Consider the following 15,760-nt stretch of genomic DNA (forward strand, 5'->3'; position numbering starts at 1 on the left):
ACGGAAACGGCGGCCCTGTTGGGCAAACACGTCGACGAAACGACGGCAAAGGGCCGCATTATATCGGTCCTGCAGTCTCGATGCAGTGTGTTTATACGATAGAAACCGTCGTTTGGACGGTTTTTCGGGCTATGCAAACGAAAACGACATGACCGGATGCTAAATCCTGCCTTTCGCCACTGGCAAGCCAATTACCGCTTAAGGGAAGGGAAAATGGAACAGGCGGTGAATTAAAAGAGTTTCATGGGCAATCAAGTCGAGCACAGACCCCTGTAGGAGCGGCCTTGTGTCGCGATGGGGCGCGCAGCGGCCCCACAACCTCAGCTTCGCCGCAAATATTGCCGGGGCCGCTTTGCGGCCCTATCGCGACGCAAGGCCGCTCCTACAGGAGACCGTTGCCTGCTGCGGCTAACCTAACCGCTGCCCCGAATCCGGCACGATCAGGATGCCGGCGCGCAGGCCGTTCCTGACCTTGGGGTTGGGGAAGATGATGCGCGCCCCCTCCTCCTCGACCACCCAGCGCATTTCGGCCAGGTCCTCGGCCAGCAGGTAGCCCTTGCTCAGCTCGGAGAAGTTCTCGATGTCCGCCGGCAGGTGCAGGTGGAAGCTGTCGCTGTGCTTGATGATCTCGCGGGAGACGCTGAACAGCTGCAAGCCATCCAATGAGCTTTCGCCCTCGGGCTCGGTAGCTTCGATGATGCTGATCAGCCGCTCTTCCAGCTTGTCGAGGTTGACCTGCTCGTTCTGGCCGAAGGGGCGGGCCTTGCCCAACTCCAGGGTGAAGGCTTCGGCATCCAGCTGTTCGTAGGTGAAGGCGCTGAAGGTGATGGACGACTTGCTTTGCAGCAACACCGCCTCCATGCCTGCCGCCGCCAGGCGTGCCAGCTCGTGACGGGAGTGCTTGCGCCCCTCTTTATAGGGGTACAAGGCGAATTGTTCGATCTTTGAACCGCGAATGGCAGTATGCAGGTCGTAATGCAGGCGGTTGCGCCCCGGCTTGCTGAAGAACACCCGGGCGAACTGCTCCAGTTCGGCGGCACGCAATGCCTCGAAACCACTGGACAGCTCGTGGCGGCCATTGAACAGGCGGTTGATGTCTTGTTCGATAAAGCGCTCGCCCTTGCGGATCGCCGCCGGGTTGCCGAACAGGAACAGCACCCGCGCCTTCGGCTTGATCTTGCCGTTGGCCACACCGTGCAGCAGCCGTTCGAGCAGCTCGATCGGCGCCGTTTCATTGCCGTGGATACCTGCGGACAACAGCAAGTCCAGCCCACAGTCCTCGCTTTCAGGCGGGCGCACTTCAAGCGCGCCCTCCCCCAGCCAGCGCAAACGCGCGCCCTTGGGTGTCACTTGGGTCTTCTCGGCCGGTTCGTGATCGGTGAGGGTCAGCTCAAGCAATTTGCCAAGGGCGAGCATAGGTACTTCCTTAGTGTTTGTGGCCGCAGTCAGGGCCATGGACGTGATCGTCGTCTGCGCCGAGCTCCGCCGGCTCCATTTCCAGCTGCAGGCTGACCAGGTTGGTGGCCATCGGGCGCAGCAGCAGGTTGGCGTACTCAGCGTCGTCTTCCTCGACGTCCACGCCGATCAGCAACTGGCCGCGGCCATCCTGTTGAATCCACACTTCCTTGCCTTGCCAGACCACGGCAAAGCGGGTGCAGGAGGTTTCCAGCTGAGTGCCGTCTTCATCTTCGAGGATAAGGCGCAGGGCGTCGGTCATTGCAAAGTCTCTCTTCAAGGTTGGCGTTGGAACGGGTACACCGAGCCCAACTTCAGGATCTGGGTCAATTCATCCAGTGCCGTACGGCATTCCACCAGCAGTTGCGGGTCGGCCAGGTCCGCCTCGACGAGGCGATCGCGGTAATGCTTGTCGACCCATTGCAGCAGGGTGTCGTACAGCGGGGCGGTCATGATAACGCCTTGGTTGACCGCTGCCAGTTCCGTTTCCTTCAGGGCCACGCGCAAACGCAGGCAAGCCGGGCCACCGCCGTTCTGCATGCTCTGCTTGAGGTCGAACACCTTGACCTCCTTCACCGGGCCGCCCTGGCTGGTCAGCTGGCTCAGGTAGGCCCAGACCCGCTCGTTGTTGCGGCACTCTTCCGGCACCACCAGCAGCATGGAACCGTCGTCACGGCTGAGCAGTTGGCTGTTGAACAGGTAGGAACGCACTGCGTCCTCCACCGCCACCGCCGCCCGTGGCACACAGATGGCCTGGAAGTTGCCACCCTTGCTGGCCAGTTTAGCTCGCAGCTGGCCAAGTACCGCGTCGGTGTCGAGGAAAGCGTCCTCGTGGTAGAACAGCACCTCGCCGTTGCCCACCGAAATCACATCATTGTGAAACACACCCTGGTCGATTACCGCCGGGTTCTGTTGAGCGTAGACCACGCCGCCATCGCTCAACCCATGCAGCCGCGCCACGGCCTGCGAGGCCTCCAGGGTTTGCCGGGCCGGGTACTTCTGGGGCGCCGGGTAACGGCTGTCGAAGGCACTGCGGCCGTAGACGAAGAACTCCACGCCAGCCTCGCCATAGGCGCGGCAGAAGCGCGTATGGTTGGCCGCGCCCTCGTCACCGAACTGTGCCACGGCCGGCAGCGCCGCGTGGTGGGCAAAGTGTTTCTCGTTGTTGAACATGGCCCCCAGCACGCGGCTGGTGGTCGGGTGCTCGATGCTGCGGTGGTACTTGCAGTTCAGGTTGGCGGCAGTGAAGTGCACGCGGCCATCAGCGGTGTCGGCACTGGGGCTGACCGTGGCGGCATTGGCCACCCACATGCTCGACGCCGAGCAACTGGCCACCAGCAACGGCATGGCTTCTTTGGCGGCACGCTGGATTACCTGGGCGTCGCTGCCACTGAAGCCCAGGCGGCGCAGCGCAGCCACGTCCGGGCGCTCCTGCGGCGCCAGCACGCCCTGCTTGAAGCCCATGTCGGCCAGCGCTTTCATTTTCGCCAGACCCTGGCGCGCGGCTTCGCGCGGGTTGGAGCCCTGCTGGCTATTGCTCTGCGAAGCCACGTTGCCGTACGACAGGCCGCCGTAGTTGTGGGTAGGCCCCACCAGGCCATCAAAATTCACTTCATAGGATTTCATCGGCTAGGCTCCGTGACCTGTTGTTATAGGGTGACGCCCGGCGTCAGGGTCGCCGGCAAGGCAAGGCTGGCGGTTTCCAGCGAAGCCACGGGGTAAGCGCAGTAGTCGGCCGCGTAATAGGCACTGGCGCGATGGTTGCCACTGGCCCCCACGCCACCGAACGGCGCGCTGCTGGCAGCACCGGTCAGTTGCTTGTTCCAGTTGACGATGCCGGCGCGGCTGCGCAGCCAGAAGTACTGGTAGCGGGCGCGCGAGTCGGACAACAAGCCGGCAGCCAGGCCGTATTGGGTGTTGTTGGCTTCATCGATGGCTGCATCGAAGTCGGCGTAGCGGATCACCTGCAGCAACGGGCCGAAGAACTCTTCGTCCGGGCGCTCGACCACGGCGGTGACATCGACAATGCCCGGGGTCAGCAGCGCGGCATCGGCCTGCGGCTGGGTCATTTCCAGCAGTTTCACGCCACCTTTGGCGGCCAGTTCGGCCTGGGCCGCAATCAGCGCCCGTGCCGCCTGCAGGGAAATCACCGAGCCCATGAACGGCGCGGGCTGCTCATCGAACGCACCCACGGTGATGGTTTTGCACACCTCGACCAGGCGCGCGATCAGCGCATCACCCCAGGCACCTTGCGGTACCAGCAGACGACGGGCGCAGGTGCAGCGCTGGCCGGCAGAAATGAACGCCGACTGGATAATGGTGTACACCGCTGCGTCGACGTCCTTGACCTCGTCCACCACCAGCGGGTTGTTGCCACCCATTTCCAGGGCCAGGATCTTGTCCGGGCGGCCGGCGAATTGTTGGTGCAGCAGGTTGCCGGTACGGCTGGAGCCGGTGAAGAACAGGCCATCGATACCCGGGTTGGCGGCCAGCGCCACGCCGGTTTCACGCGCACCCTGCACCAGGTTCAGCACACCAGCCGGCAGGCCGGCGGCGATCCAGCAGTTCACGGTCAGCTCTGCCACCTTGGGTGTCAGCTCACTGGGCTTGAACACCACGCAGTTGCCTGCCAGCAGCGCTGGCACAATGTGGCCATTGGGCAGGTGGCCGGGGAAGTTGTAGGGGCCGAACACCGCCACCACGCCATGGGGCTTGTGCCGCAGCACGGCCGTGGCATCGGCGAGCGGGCCACTCTTTTCGCCGGTGCGCTCGCGGTAGCTTTGTACCGAGATGGCCACCTTGTTGATCATGCTGGTGACTTCGGTCGCCGATTCCCACAGCGGCTTGCCGGTTTCCTCGCCTATGCACTGAGCCATGGCTTCGGCATGCGCTTTCAGCTGCGCAGCAAACTTTTCCAGCACATCGGTACGCGCTTCCAGGCTCAGTTGCGCCCAGGCCGGGAAAGCCTGGCGCGCAGCCTGCACGGCGGCGTCTACCTGGCCGGCATCAGCGCCCTGCCCTTGCCAGACCACGGCTTGCGTCACCGGGTTGAGCGACTGCAGGGCTTCACCCTGGCCGGCCTGCCAATTGCCTGCGATGTAATGCGTGGTCATTTACTGGGCCTCCCGGCTTGCCGACAGCGGCACGGCGCGCACGTTGTCGCCAGCGCCCATGCGCAGGCGCTTGGCGGTCAGCGGGTCGACCACCAGGGTACCGGCGGCCAGCCGCGCAGGTGCGGCGGTGATGCGGCAATCGTCGCGCTTGCGGTTATGGATGATGTAAGGGGTAGCGTCATCGCCCGGCGTGCCGACCGCCAGCACCAGGGTCTGGCTCTCGCGCACGGCGCGGATCTTGGCGGTGTCGCACTCGATGGCGGGGCCTGCGTCGAAGATGTCGACGTAGCCCTGGTAGTTGAAGCCTTCCTGCTTGAGCATGGCCAGCGCCGGCTCGGTGTCCTTGTGCACACGGCCGATCACGTTGCGCGCCGCCTCGGACAGGAAGCAGGTGTACAGCGGGAACTTGGGCATCAGCTCGGCGATGAACGACTTGTTGCCTACGCCGGTGAGGTAGTCGGCTTGGCTGAACTCCATCTTGAAGAAGTGTCGGCCCAGGCTTTCCCAGAACGGCGAGCGGCCCTGCTCGTCGGACATGCCGCGCATTTCGGCGATGATCTTCTTGCCAAACAGCTCGGGGAATTCGGCGATGAACAGCATGCGTGCACGCGACAGCAGGCGGCCATTGAGGCCAGAGCGGTAGTCGCTGCGCAGGAACAGCGAGCACAGCTCGGAGTTGCCGGTCAGGTCGTTGGCCAGGAACAGCGTGGGGATTTCGCGGTAGATCTTCAGCTCCTGCGAGGCGCTGACGGTCAGGCCGACCCGGTAGTTGTACCAAGGCTCGCGCAGGCCGACGGCCCCGGCGATGGCGCTGATGCCCACCACCATGCCTTCGTCGTTTTCCAGCACGAACAGGTAGTCGGTGTCGCCACGCTCAGCCTCGCCACGGAAGCTCTTTTCCGCCCAGCCAACGCGATGCCCCAGGCGCTCTTCGTTGGCCGGCAGCGTGGTTAGCCCGGTGGTGCCGGTGCTGCGTGCCAATTCGATCAACGCAGGCAAATCGCTGCTGCGTACAGGACGAACGATCATGCTATCTCCTTGTGCGGCGGCATCGGCCGGCGCGAAACTCTGCTAACGCATCAATCCCGAAACGTCTGTTGCCAGACCTCAGACCGCGACCAGGCGCACGCTGGCACCCTCACCCACGCCCAGCGCATCCGCCGCTGCCACACTCAGGCTTACCGGCTTGCCAGGCACCCAGTCGAGGTCCAGCAGCACCGCGCGGTAGTCCTGCAGCTGGCCGTTGCACACCAGGTATGGGCGGCCACCCTTGGCCGGGCCTTCCTCGATCTTCACCGGCACTACCCGGCTCTGGGCGATCGAGCGGATGCCCGAGGTGCGCGCATGCAGGGTTGGGCCACCGTCGAAGATGTCGATGTAGTGCTCGGTCTCGAAGCCTTCGCGCATGAGGATGTCGAAGGTGATCTGCGCCCGCGGATGCACCTGGCCCATGGCCTCCTGCGCTTCATCGGGCAGCAGCGGCACGTAGATTGGGTAGTGCGGCATCAGTTCGGCGAGGAAGGTACGGCTCTTCAGCCCGCACAGGCGCTCGGCGTCGGCATAGTTGAGGTCGAAGAAATTGCGGCCAATGGCATCCCAGAACGGCGATTCACCCTGCTCGTCGCTGTAGCCGACAATCTCGGTCACCACCGAGTCGGCGAAACGCTCCGGGTGCGCGGCCATGAACAGCAGGCGGCCGCGCGAGTTGAGCTCGGCCCAGCCACTGTTCACCAGCTCCGGCAACACATAGAAGCTGGTCAGCAGGCTGTTGCCGGTCAGGTCATGACACAGCGACAGCACGTGGATCTTGTTGTGGATCTTCAGCTCGCGCGAGGCGTGCACGAAGGTCTCGTTACGAAAGCTGTAGAACGGCTCGGAGTAGCCGGCCGAGGCGACGATGGCGGAGCAACCGGCAAGCTTGCCGGTTTCGCTGTCTTCGAGCACGAAGAAGTAGCTTTCTTCACCGTTGAAGCTGACCTCGGCGGCGAAGGAAGTCTCGGAAGCGGCGATCTTGTCGCCCAGGCGAGCAGTGTCGTCCGGCAGCGAGGTGACACCAATGGGGCTGTCTGCAGCCATGCGCTGCACTTCGTTCAGATCAGCCATTTGCGCGGGGCGCATCACCAGCATGGTGTCACTCCTTTGGAATACGGGCCGCTCACGGCGGCACGGAAAAACGGCAGGTGCACAGGCACCTGCACTGGAATCGGGTATCGCCGGCCCGGTACAGCTGTGCCCGGGGCCGGCGAAGTGACCGCAGGAAGATCAGCCTTGGGTCAGGGTGGCCACGGCGCGCTCGAAGCGGTCCAGGCCTGCGTCGATGTCGGCGTCTTCAACCACCAGGCTTGGCGCGAAGCGGACCACGTCCGGGCCGGCCTGCAGCACCATCACACCTTCTTTCTCGGCTGCGTTGAGCACGTCCTTGGCCTTGCCTTGCCAGGCTTCGGTCAGCACGCAGCCCAGCAGCAGGCCAACGCCACGCACCTGGCTGAACAGGTTGTACTTCTGGCCGATCTGCTCCAGGCGGGTTTTGAAGCGTGTGTGCTTGGCCTTGATGCCGGCCAGGGTTTCCGGGGTGTTGACCACATCCAGCACGGCGCAGGCAACGGCGCAGCCCAGCGGGTTACCGCCGTAGGTGGTGCCGTGGGTGCCGACGGCCAGGTGCTTGGCCAGCTCGGCGGTGGTCAGCATGGCGCCGATCGGGAAGCCGCCGCCCAGGCTCTTGGCGCTGGTCAGGATGTCGGGGGTAACGCCGTAGTGCTGGTAGGCATACAGCGAGCCGGTACGGCCCACGCCGGTCTGCACTTCGTCGAAGATCAGCAGGGCGTTGTGCTCGTCACACAGCTTGCGCGCGCCTTCCAGGTAGGCCTTGTCGGCCGGCACCACGCCGCTCTCGCCTTGGATCGGCTCGATCACCACGGCGCAGGTCTTGTCGGAAATCTGTGCTTTCAACGCTTCCAGGTCGTTGTAAGGCACATGGCTGATACCGGTGATCTTCGGGCCGAAGCCGTCGGAGTACTTCGGCTGGCCACCGACGCTGACGGTGAACAGGGTGCGACCGTGGAAGCTGTTCACGGTGGCGATGATTTCGTGCTTTTCCGGGCCGAAGCGGTCATGGGCAACGCGACGGGCCAGCTTGAAAGCGGCCTCGTTGGACTCGGCGCCGGAGTTGCAGAAGAACGCACGGTCGGCAAAGGTGGCGTCCACCAGCTTGTGGGCCAGGCGCAGCGCCGGCTCGTTGGTGAACACGTTGGATACGTGCCAGAGGGTGTTGGCCTGTTCGGTCAGGGCCTTGACCAGTGCCGGGTGGCAGTGGCCCAGGGCGTTGACCGCGATGCCACCGGCAAAGTCGATCAGCTCGCGACCCGACTGGTCCCAGACGCGGGAACCCTCGCCTCGCACAGGAATGAAGGCCGCCGGAGAATAGTTGGGGACCATGACCTGGTCGAAATCGGCACGTTGCACCGGGGCTTGCTCAACGGACATCTGATGAGTCTCCTGAAGAGGAACGCTGGCCTGGAAGTGGCGAGCGATGGGGGGATTGTAAGGACTGATCCGCGCCTGTCCTTGCGGCCAAGCGACAACTTGTTACAGCGCAAAACCCAGTTTTCATGAGGTTTTCGGCAATGCGACAAACACTGTCGCAATCGCGCAGTGTACGGGAGAGAGGGGGCTGGGTGAACGGGTGTTCACCTGGAGATGACGGAGTAGAAGATACAAGGCGATATTTTTATGCAGTGGCGGGTGTAAGGCGTTGGTATTGCGCCGTGGCGGGTGCATGGCGTTGTTCTTGTAGCGCGGCGCAAATCGAGCGCCGCCCGCGCGGCGCTTCGCGGGTAAACCCGCTCCTACGTTTGTTTCGGGCCAATTATTCCTGGGGGATTTGCGCGCGAACGCCTTGGCGCATGTCTCGATATCGCGTCGTACCAACAAGGCGGTCGCGCGCGCCAGGCACAGGAGGGACTGGCCCGAAACAAACGTAGGAGCGGGTTTACCCGCGAAGCGCCGCGCGGGCGGCGCTCGATATCCGCCCCACCATCAATCCCAAGGCATACACCCCGGACCCAACCAAAATCTCAACCCTTTTCGGCAGGCGCCGAACTCAACTCGAACGGGCTGCTACTACGCCGCTGATTACGATCTTCCCGCGGCGTAGCCCCAAAGAAGTTGCGATACGCACTGGAAAAATGCGGCCCCGACGAGAAACCACACGACAACCCGATCTGAATGATCGACTTGCTGGTCTGCATCAACATCTGCCGCGCCTTGTTCAGCCGCAGCTCCAGGTAATACTGGCTCGGCACGCGGTTCAGGTACTGCTTGAAAATACGCTCCAGTTGCCGGCGCGACACGCACACATGCTGGGCAATTTCGTCGGTGGTCAGCGGCTCTTCGATGTTGGCTTCCATCAGCAACACTGCCTGGGTCAGCTTGGGATGGCTGGAACCCAGACGGTTCTGCAATGGAATACGCTGGCGCTCGCCACCCTCGCGGATGCGTTCGACCACCAACTCTTCCGACACCGCCCCGGCCAGCTCCGCGCCATGATCACGCGCCAGCACCGCCAGCAGCAGGTCGGTCACCGCCATGCCGCCACAGGCGGTCAGGCGGTCACGATCCCAGTCGAACAGGTGGCTGGTGGCAATGACCTTGGGGAAGCGCTCGGCAAAATCGTCCTGCCAGCGCCAGTGCACCGCAGCGCGGTAACCGTCGAGCAGGCCCAGCATCGCCAGTGGATAAACCCCGGCAGACAAACCGCCGATCATGCAGCCACTGCGCGCCAGCTGCTTGAGGGCCGCCGACAAGGCAGCCCCCACCCCAGCAGGCGGCTCGTCGGCCAGCAGAAACAGCTTGTGGCAACCGTCCAGGCGGCCCGTCCACGGCTCGCCCGGCAGGCGCCAGCCACCCTCTTGCGCCGGTTCCGCCTGCAGGAAGGCCAGCTCATAGACCACGTCCGGGTGCACCCGCTGCGCCACCTGCAACACTTCCTCGGCCAGCGCCAGGGTCAAGGGCCTGGTGCTGGGCCAGATGAGAAAACCGATTCGCTGGGTGGTCATAAGGTACGGTCCGAAACCTGAGGTCGTTCGAGTCTGTGCGCCGGGTCAGGCTGCGCTCGCCGCGCAGCATGCCCTATTCTGGTGCAAAAAAGCAGCTTTTACTTCAGGCTGCCGGAGAGGAACTGCTTCAGGCGCTCCGACTGCGGGTTGGCCAGCACTTCACGCGGGCAGCCGGTTTCTTCTACCAGGCCTTTATGCAGGAACACCAGCTGGTTGGACACCTCGCGGGCAAAGCCCATTTCGTGGGTCACCACCACCATGGTCCGGCCTTCCTGGGCCAGCGCCTGCATCACCTTCAGCACATCACCCACCAGCTCCGGGTCCAGTGCCGAGGTCGGCTCGTCGAACAGCATGACCTCCGGCTCCATGGCCAGCGCACGGGCAATTGCCACACGCTGTTGCTCACCACCCGACATATGCCCAGGGAAGGCATCCTTGCGGTGGGCGACACCAACCTTGGCCAGGTAGTGCTCGGCTTTTTCCAGGGCTTCTTTCTTGTTCACGCCCAGCACGTGCACTGGCGCCTCGATGATGTTTTCCAGCGCGGTCATGTGCGACCACAGGTTGAAGTGCTGGAACACCATCGACAGGCGCGAGCGCATGCGCTGCAGCTGGCGCGGGTCGGCGGCCTTCAGCGCACCGTCCTTGCCGGCGACCAGCTTCAGCTCTTCGTTGTTGAGCAGGATCTTGCCGGCGTGCGGCTGCTCCAGCAGGTTGATGCAGCGCAGGAAGGTCGACTTGCCCGAACCGCTGGAGCCGATGATGCTGATAACGTCGCCGGCCTTGGCCGCCAGGGAAACGCCCTTGAGCACTTCATGGCTGCCGTAACGCTTGTGCAGGTCTTGGACTTCGAGTTTGTACATGCTGTCGATTCTCACAAAGCGGTCAGTGCTTGCGCGGCGCCAGGTAGCCGAGCCAGCGGCGTTCGGCCAACTTGAACAGGCGCACCAGGATGAAGGTCAGGCACAGGTAGAACACGCCCGCCGTGATATAGGCCTCGAAAGGCAGGTAGTACTGGGCATTGACCGTGCGCGCGGCACCGGTAATGTCGATCAGGGTAACGATCGACGCCAGACTGGTGGTCTGCAGCATCATGATCACTTCGTTGCTGTACTGCGGCAGCGCCCGGCGCAGGGCCGACGGCAGCAGGATGCGGCGGTACATCTTCATGCGCGACATGCCCATGGCCTTGGCTGCCTCGATCTCGCCATGCGGCGTGGCCTTGAGGCTGCCGGCGATGATTTCGGCGGTATAGGCGCTGGTGTTGATGCCGAACGCCAGGCAAGCGCAGAAGGTAGCGCTGGACAGCAGCGGCCAGAACACGCTTTCACGCACTGCCTCGAACTGCGCCAGGCCGTAGTAGATCAGGAACAGCTGCACCAGCATCGGCGTGCCACGGATCACGTAGGTGTAGAGCCATGCCGCCAGGTTGACCGCAGGCTGTTTGGACACCCGCATCAACCCCAGCGGAATGGCCCCCAGCAAGCCGAAGAACAGTGAAATCGCCAGCAGCTTGAGGGTGGTCAGCAGGCCGCCGAAGTACATCGGCAACGCCTCCCAGACGACGTTGTAGTCGAAGATCATAGTTCAGCCACCTTGACGCCTACCGAGTAGCGGCGCTCGAGATACTTCAGGGCCAGCAGCGAGACGCTGGTCAGCACCAGGTACAGGGCTGCCACCGCCAGGAAGAAGGTGAACGGCTCGCGGGTGGCATCGGCCGCCTGCTTGGCCTTGAACATCATGTCCTGCAGGCCGACCACGGAAATCAGCGCGGTGGCCTTGGTCAGCACCAGCCAGTTGTTGGTGAAGCCCGGGATCGCGAGGCGAATCATTTGCGGCACCTGGATGCGGAAGAACACCTGGCGTGGGCTCATGCCATATGCCACGCCCGCCTCGCCCTGGCCCTTGGGAATGCCCAGGAAGGCGCCACGGAAGGTTTCCGACAGGTACGCGCCAAAGATGAAGCCCAGCGTACCGATACCCGCAATCAGCGGGTTCAGGTCGATGTAGTCTTCGTAGCCGAGCAGCGGCGCCACCCGGTTGATGATGTCTTGCCCGCCGTAGAAGATCAGCAGGATCAGGACCAAGTCCGGGATACCACGGATCACCGTGGAATACAGATCGCCCAACCAGGCCAGCCAGCGCACCGGCGACAAGCGCAGCGCCACACCGATCAGGCCGAGCACAATGGCCAGGGCCATCGACGACAGGGCGAGCTGCAGCGTCAGCCACGCCCCGTCGAGGATGACTGCCCCGTAGCCTTTCAACATGATGAGGTCCTCGACCTAGAGAATGAAAAATGGTGCAAACCTCAGAGCCTCTGCTGTTTGCACCATTGCACAGGTAAAACCCGACGTCTTAGTTCGAGTCTGGACCGTAGATGTCGAAGTTGAAGTACTTCTTCTCGATTTCTTTGTACTTGCCGTTGGCACGGATGGCGTCGATGGCCGCGTTGATGCGGTCGACGTTGGCCTTGTCACCCTTGCGCACGGCGATGCCGATGCCGTCACCGAAGTACTTGGCGTCGGTGAAGGCCGGGCCTACGAAGGCGAAGCCCTTGCCGGCGTCGGTCTTGAGGAAGCCGTCTTCCAGCAGGGTGGCGTCGGCCACGGTGCCATCGAGGCGACCGGCTGCCACGTCCAGGTAGATTTCGTTCTGGGTGCCGTAAGGAACCACGGTGGCACCTTTGGCGCCCAGTACTTCCTTGGCGAAGCGGTCGTGGATCGAGCCGCGCTGCACGCCGATCTTCTTGCCTTTCAGTTCATCCAGGCTGTCGCTGACGGTGGTGCCGTCCTTCATCACAAGGCGCGCCGGGGTCAGGTAGTAGCGCTTGGTGAAGTCGACCGACTTCTTGCGGTCTTCGGTGATCGACATGGACGACAGGATGGCGTCGATCTTGCGCACTTTCAGCGCAGGGATCAGGCCGTCGAATTCCTGCTCGACCCAGGTGCACTTGGCTTTCATCTCTTCGCACAGGGCGTTGCCGATGTCGTAGTCGAAGCCGGCGATGCTGCCGTCGGGTTGCTTGAAGGCGAAGGGTGGGTAGGCGGCTTCGATGCCGATTTTCAGCGGTTTTTCATCGGCCTGCGATACCAGGGAAAACACGGACAGCGCCAGGGCGCCAAGCAGTGCGAGCTTCTTCATCAGGTAACTCCATCGGTACGGGGCAATACAAGGCAGGAAACGGCTGCCCGATATGCGAATAAGTACAACGCGAGCCGCGCAGGGTTCGACCAAGGCCGCATACCACGAGCGAGTGAGTGGCATTTTAACGACAGCCCGGTAGTCGATATTTCTTCAAAGCGACAACTACTTACAGAAGCGCTTGAAACCGCTGCGGGCAATGTTGACAGCCATTGCAAAATATGCAAAAGCGCAAGAAATAGAACCTATAGACCTAGCAATTCCTGGGCCTATTATTGGCAAAGCCTTGTACTACGGCAAGTGTAGCGTGTTGTGTTGCACAAAATTGCGATGTAGATGCACCGAAACGGGACGGATTTGTTTCCTGGTGCCCCGATCTTGTGCATGGGCGGTGACAGAACAGTTACCGATGATTGTCGGGTAACAGTAAAGCAAAAAACCCCGCCGGCTGCCCGGACGGGGTTCTTGTTGGCTCATCTCACAGGTAAAACCCAGGCCTGCGGCCGACGCTTTACCCTGTAGGAGCGGCTTCAGCCGCGAACACCGGCAACGCCGGTGCCATCCACCGCGCTGGCTCCTTCGCGGCTAAAGCCGCTCCCACAGGGATCACACAAGGCCCCAGCGTGCGCCAGCCCCGCTATCAGGCCGAAGCCAGGCTCATCGCCTTGTGGGTATCGATCAGGTGCTGCACCACACCCGGGTCGGCCAGGGTCGAGATATCGCCCAGCGCATCGTACTCACCAGTGGCAATCTTGCGCAGGATACGGCGCATGATCTTGCCCGAGCGGGTCTTCGGCAGCCCCGGCGCCCACTGGATCACATCCGGCGAAGCGATCGGGCCGATTTCCTTGCGCACCCAGTTTTTCAGTTCCAGGCGCAATTGCTCGTTTGCCTCGACGCCGGCATTGAGGGTGACATACACGTAGATGCCCTGGCCCTTGATGTCGTGCGGCACGCCCACCACCGCAGCTTCGGCAACTTTCGAATGTGCCACCATGGCGCTTTCGATCTCGGCGGTACCCATGCGGTGGCCGGACACGTTGAGCACGTCATCCACGCGGCCAGTGATCCAGTAGTAGCCATCCTCGTCGCGGCGCGCGCCGTCGCCAGTGAAGTACATGCCACGGAAGGTCTTGAAGTAGGTGTCGACGAAGCGGTCGTGGTCGCCGTACAGCGAACGCGACTGGCCCGGCCAGGAGTCGAGGATTACCAGGTTGCCTTCGGCGGCGCCGTCGATCAGGTTGCCCAGGTTGTCCACCAGCGCCGGCACCACGCCGAAGAACGGACGGGTTGCCGAGCCCGGCTTCAGGCCGGTAGCGCCTGGCAGCGGGCTGATCAGGATGCCGCCGGTCTCGGTCTGCCACCAGGTGTCGACGATCGGGCAACGCTCCTTGCCCACGGTCTTGTAGTACCAGTTCCAGGCTTCGGGGTTGATCGGCTCGCCTACCGAGCCCAACAGGCGCAGGCTGGAGCCGTCGGCGCCCTCAACAGCAGCCTGCCCTTCGGCCATCATCGCGCGGATGGCGGTAGGTGCGGTGTAGAGGATGTTGACCTTGTGCTTGTCGACGATCTTCGACACGCGGGTGATGTCCGGGTAGTTCGGCACGCCCTCGAACAGCAGGGTGGTGGCGCCGTTGGCCAACGGGCCGTAGACGATGTAGCTGTGGCCGGTGACCCAACCCACGTCGGCGGTGCACCAGTACACCTCGCCCGGGCGGTAGTCGAACACGCGCTCATGGGTCAGCGCGGCATACACCAGGTAACCGCCGGTGGTGTGCAGCACACCCTTCGGCTTGCCGGTGGAGCCAGAGGTATAGAGGATGAACAGCGCCTCTTCGGCACCCATCTCTTTCGGTGCGCAGTGGCTGGAGGCCACTTTCATCAGGTCTTCGTACCAGATGTCGCGGTGCTGGTGCCAGGCAATATCGCCACCGGTGCGCTTGCACACGATGATCTTCTGCACGCTGTTGGTTTCCGGGTTGGTCAGCGCCAGGTCGACGTTGGCTTTCAGCGGAGTACGGCGGCCGCCGCGCACGCCTTCGTCGGCGGTGATCACCACCTTGGACTTGCAGTCGATGATGCGGCCAGCCAGCGCCTCGGGCGAGAAGCCGCCGAACACCACCGAGTGGATAGCACCGATGCGGGCACAGGCCAGCATGGCGACCACGGCTTCGGGGATCATCGGCATGTAGATGGTGACCACGTCACCACGGTGCACGTCCTGGCCACGCAGGGCGTTGGCGAACTTGCAGACCTGCTCGTGCAGCTCGCGGTAGGTGATGTTGCGGTGTTCGGAAGGGTCGTCGCCTTCCCAGATGATGGCCAGCTGGTCACCGCGCTCTTCAAGGTGGCGGTCCAGGCAGTTGGAGGAAACGTTCAGAGTGCCGTCGGCGAACCATTTGATATCGACGTGATGGTCGTCGAAGGAGGTCTGCTTGACCTTGGTAAACGGCTTGATCCAGTCGATACGCTGGGCCTGCTCGCGCCAGAAGCCGTCCGGGTTGATCACCGATTGCTGGTACATGGCCTTGTAGGTGGCCTCGTCGGTCAGGGTAGTAGCCGCAACCTCAGGACGAACGGGATACAGTGGAGCCGCACTCATCTGTGTTACCTCGGTGTAATAGTTGTTTTTGTATGGAACCGTTTGTAACTGTACCAGAGCGATAAAAGCCATTCGACGTTGGTAGTAATTTGGCACGCCCGTTCCGGCAAAGCGCTCTGGCGCGCGCATTACAGCCCTTGCGCTGGGGAAAACGCCGGTGACTACCACAGGATTGTTACAGATTCTGTCAAAACACTTTATCAAAACACCCCCTGTTTCGGCCGTGGCCCCAGCCATAAAATTCACCTCGCCAGCAACGGCAAGGCGATTAACAACTGGTAACAGCCCCCACGAAGGCAAGCGTTAATCTCCATCTAATCCCGATAGTTAAAACTAGCTGTACTCGCGGCGCCATAAGCGCCGCGTGCCCCCTCACGACCTTAGACAGGTAA

General features: G+C 62.7%; 13 protein-coding genes. All 13 read right to left on the reverse strand.

The genetic code is table 11. The features are described from left to right. Positions 1–408: 408 nt before the first annotated feature. Complete coding sequence (astE, locus tag ACIP1G_RS27705; RefSeq protein WP_400742826.1) at positions 409–1,416, reverse strand: succinylglutamate desuccinylase; 1,008 nt, start codon at positions 1,414–1,416, stop codon at positions 409–411. A 10-nt stretch (positions 1,417–1,426) separates the two neighbouring features. Continuing rightward, positions 1,427–1,717, reverse strand: a complete 291-nt coding sequence (locus ACIP1G_RS27710) for a topoisomerase II (RefSeq protein WP_400742827.1) — start codon at positions 1,715–1,717, stop codon at positions 1,427–1,429. Positions 1,718–1,731: 14 nt separating this feature from the next. Further along, complete coding sequence (astB, locus tag ACIP1G_RS27715) at positions 1,732–3,081, reverse strand: N-succinylarginine dihydrolase (RefSeq protein ID WP_400742830.1); 1,350 nt, start codon at positions 3,079–3,081, stop codon at positions 1,732–1,734. Between the two features lie 23 nt (positions 3,082–3,104). Further along, a complete protein-coding gene (astD, locus tag ACIP1G_RS27720; protein ID WP_400742833.1) occupies positions 3,105–4,568 on the reverse strand; it encodes a succinylglutamate-semialdehyde dehydrogenase in 1,464 nt (487 codons plus the stop codon). Beyond that, positions 4,569–5,597, reverse strand: coding sequence for an arginine N-succinyltransferase (astA, locus tag ACIP1G_RS27725; protein WP_346646128.1), 1,029 nt, complete (start codon positions 5,595–5,597; stop codon positions 4,569–4,571). A 78-nt stretch (positions 5,598–5,675) separates the two neighbouring features. Next, positions 5,676–6,695, reverse strand: coding sequence for an arginine/ornithine succinyltransferase subunit alpha (aruF, locus tag ACIP1G_RS27730; RefSeq protein ID WP_400742836.1), 1,020 nt, complete (start codon positions 6,693–6,695; stop codon positions 5,676–5,678). Between the two features lie 135 nt (positions 6,696–6,830). After that, a complete protein-coding gene (locus ACIP1G_RS27735; protein WP_400742839.1) occupies positions 6,831–8,051 on the reverse strand; it encodes an aspartate aminotransferase family protein in 1,221 nt (406 codons plus the stop codon). A gap of 590 nt (positions 8,052–8,641) precedes the next feature. Continuing rightward, complete coding sequence (gene argR / locus ACIP1G_RS27740) at positions 8,642–9,622, reverse strand: transcriptional regulator ArgR (RefSeq protein ID WP_400742842.1); 981 nt, start codon at positions 9,620–9,622, stop codon at positions 8,642–8,644. Positions 9,623–9,720: 98 nt separating this feature from the next. Next, entirely contained in the window at positions 9,721–10,485 is a 765-nt protein-coding gene (locus ACIP1G_RS27745; RefSeq protein WP_016711851.1) for an ABC transporter ATP-binding protein, read from the reverse strand. A gap of 22 nt (positions 10,486–10,507) precedes the next feature. Next, a complete protein-coding gene (locus tag ACIP1G_RS27750; protein WP_400742844.1) occupies positions 10,508–11,206 on the reverse strand; it encodes an ABC transporter permease in 699 nt (232 codons plus the stop codon). Next, complete coding sequence (locus ACIP1G_RS27755) at positions 11,203–11,892, reverse strand: ABC transporter permease (RefSeq protein ID WP_400742847.1); 690 nt, start codon at positions 11,890–11,892, stop codon at positions 11,203–11,205. The genes ACIP1G_RS27750 and ACIP1G_RS27755 overlap by 4 nt, the downstream gene beginning before the upstream one ends. Positions 11,893–11,980: 88 nt before the next feature. Further along, positions 11,981–12,766: an ABC transporter substrate-binding protein gene (locus ACIP1G_RS27760; protein ID WP_264360308.1), complete on the reverse strand. Its 786-nt coding sequence runs from the start codon at positions 12,764–12,766 to the stop codon at positions 11,981–11,983. Between the two features lie 640 nt (positions 12,767–13,406). Further along, the gene (gene acs / locus ACIP1G_RS27765) at positions 13,407–15,368 is read right to left on the reverse strand and encodes an acetate--CoA ligase (protein ID WP_400742851.1); all 1,962 of its coding nucleotides are present in this window, start codon (positions 15,366–15,368) and stop codon (positions 13,407–13,409) included. Between the last annotated feature and the right edge of the window lie 392 nt (positions 15,369–15,760).

The organism is Pseudomonas sp. NPDC089392 (assembly GCF_044749595.1).
GTDB lineage: Bacteria > Pseudomonadota > Gammaproteobacteria > Pseudomonadales > Pseudomonadaceae > Aquipseudomonas.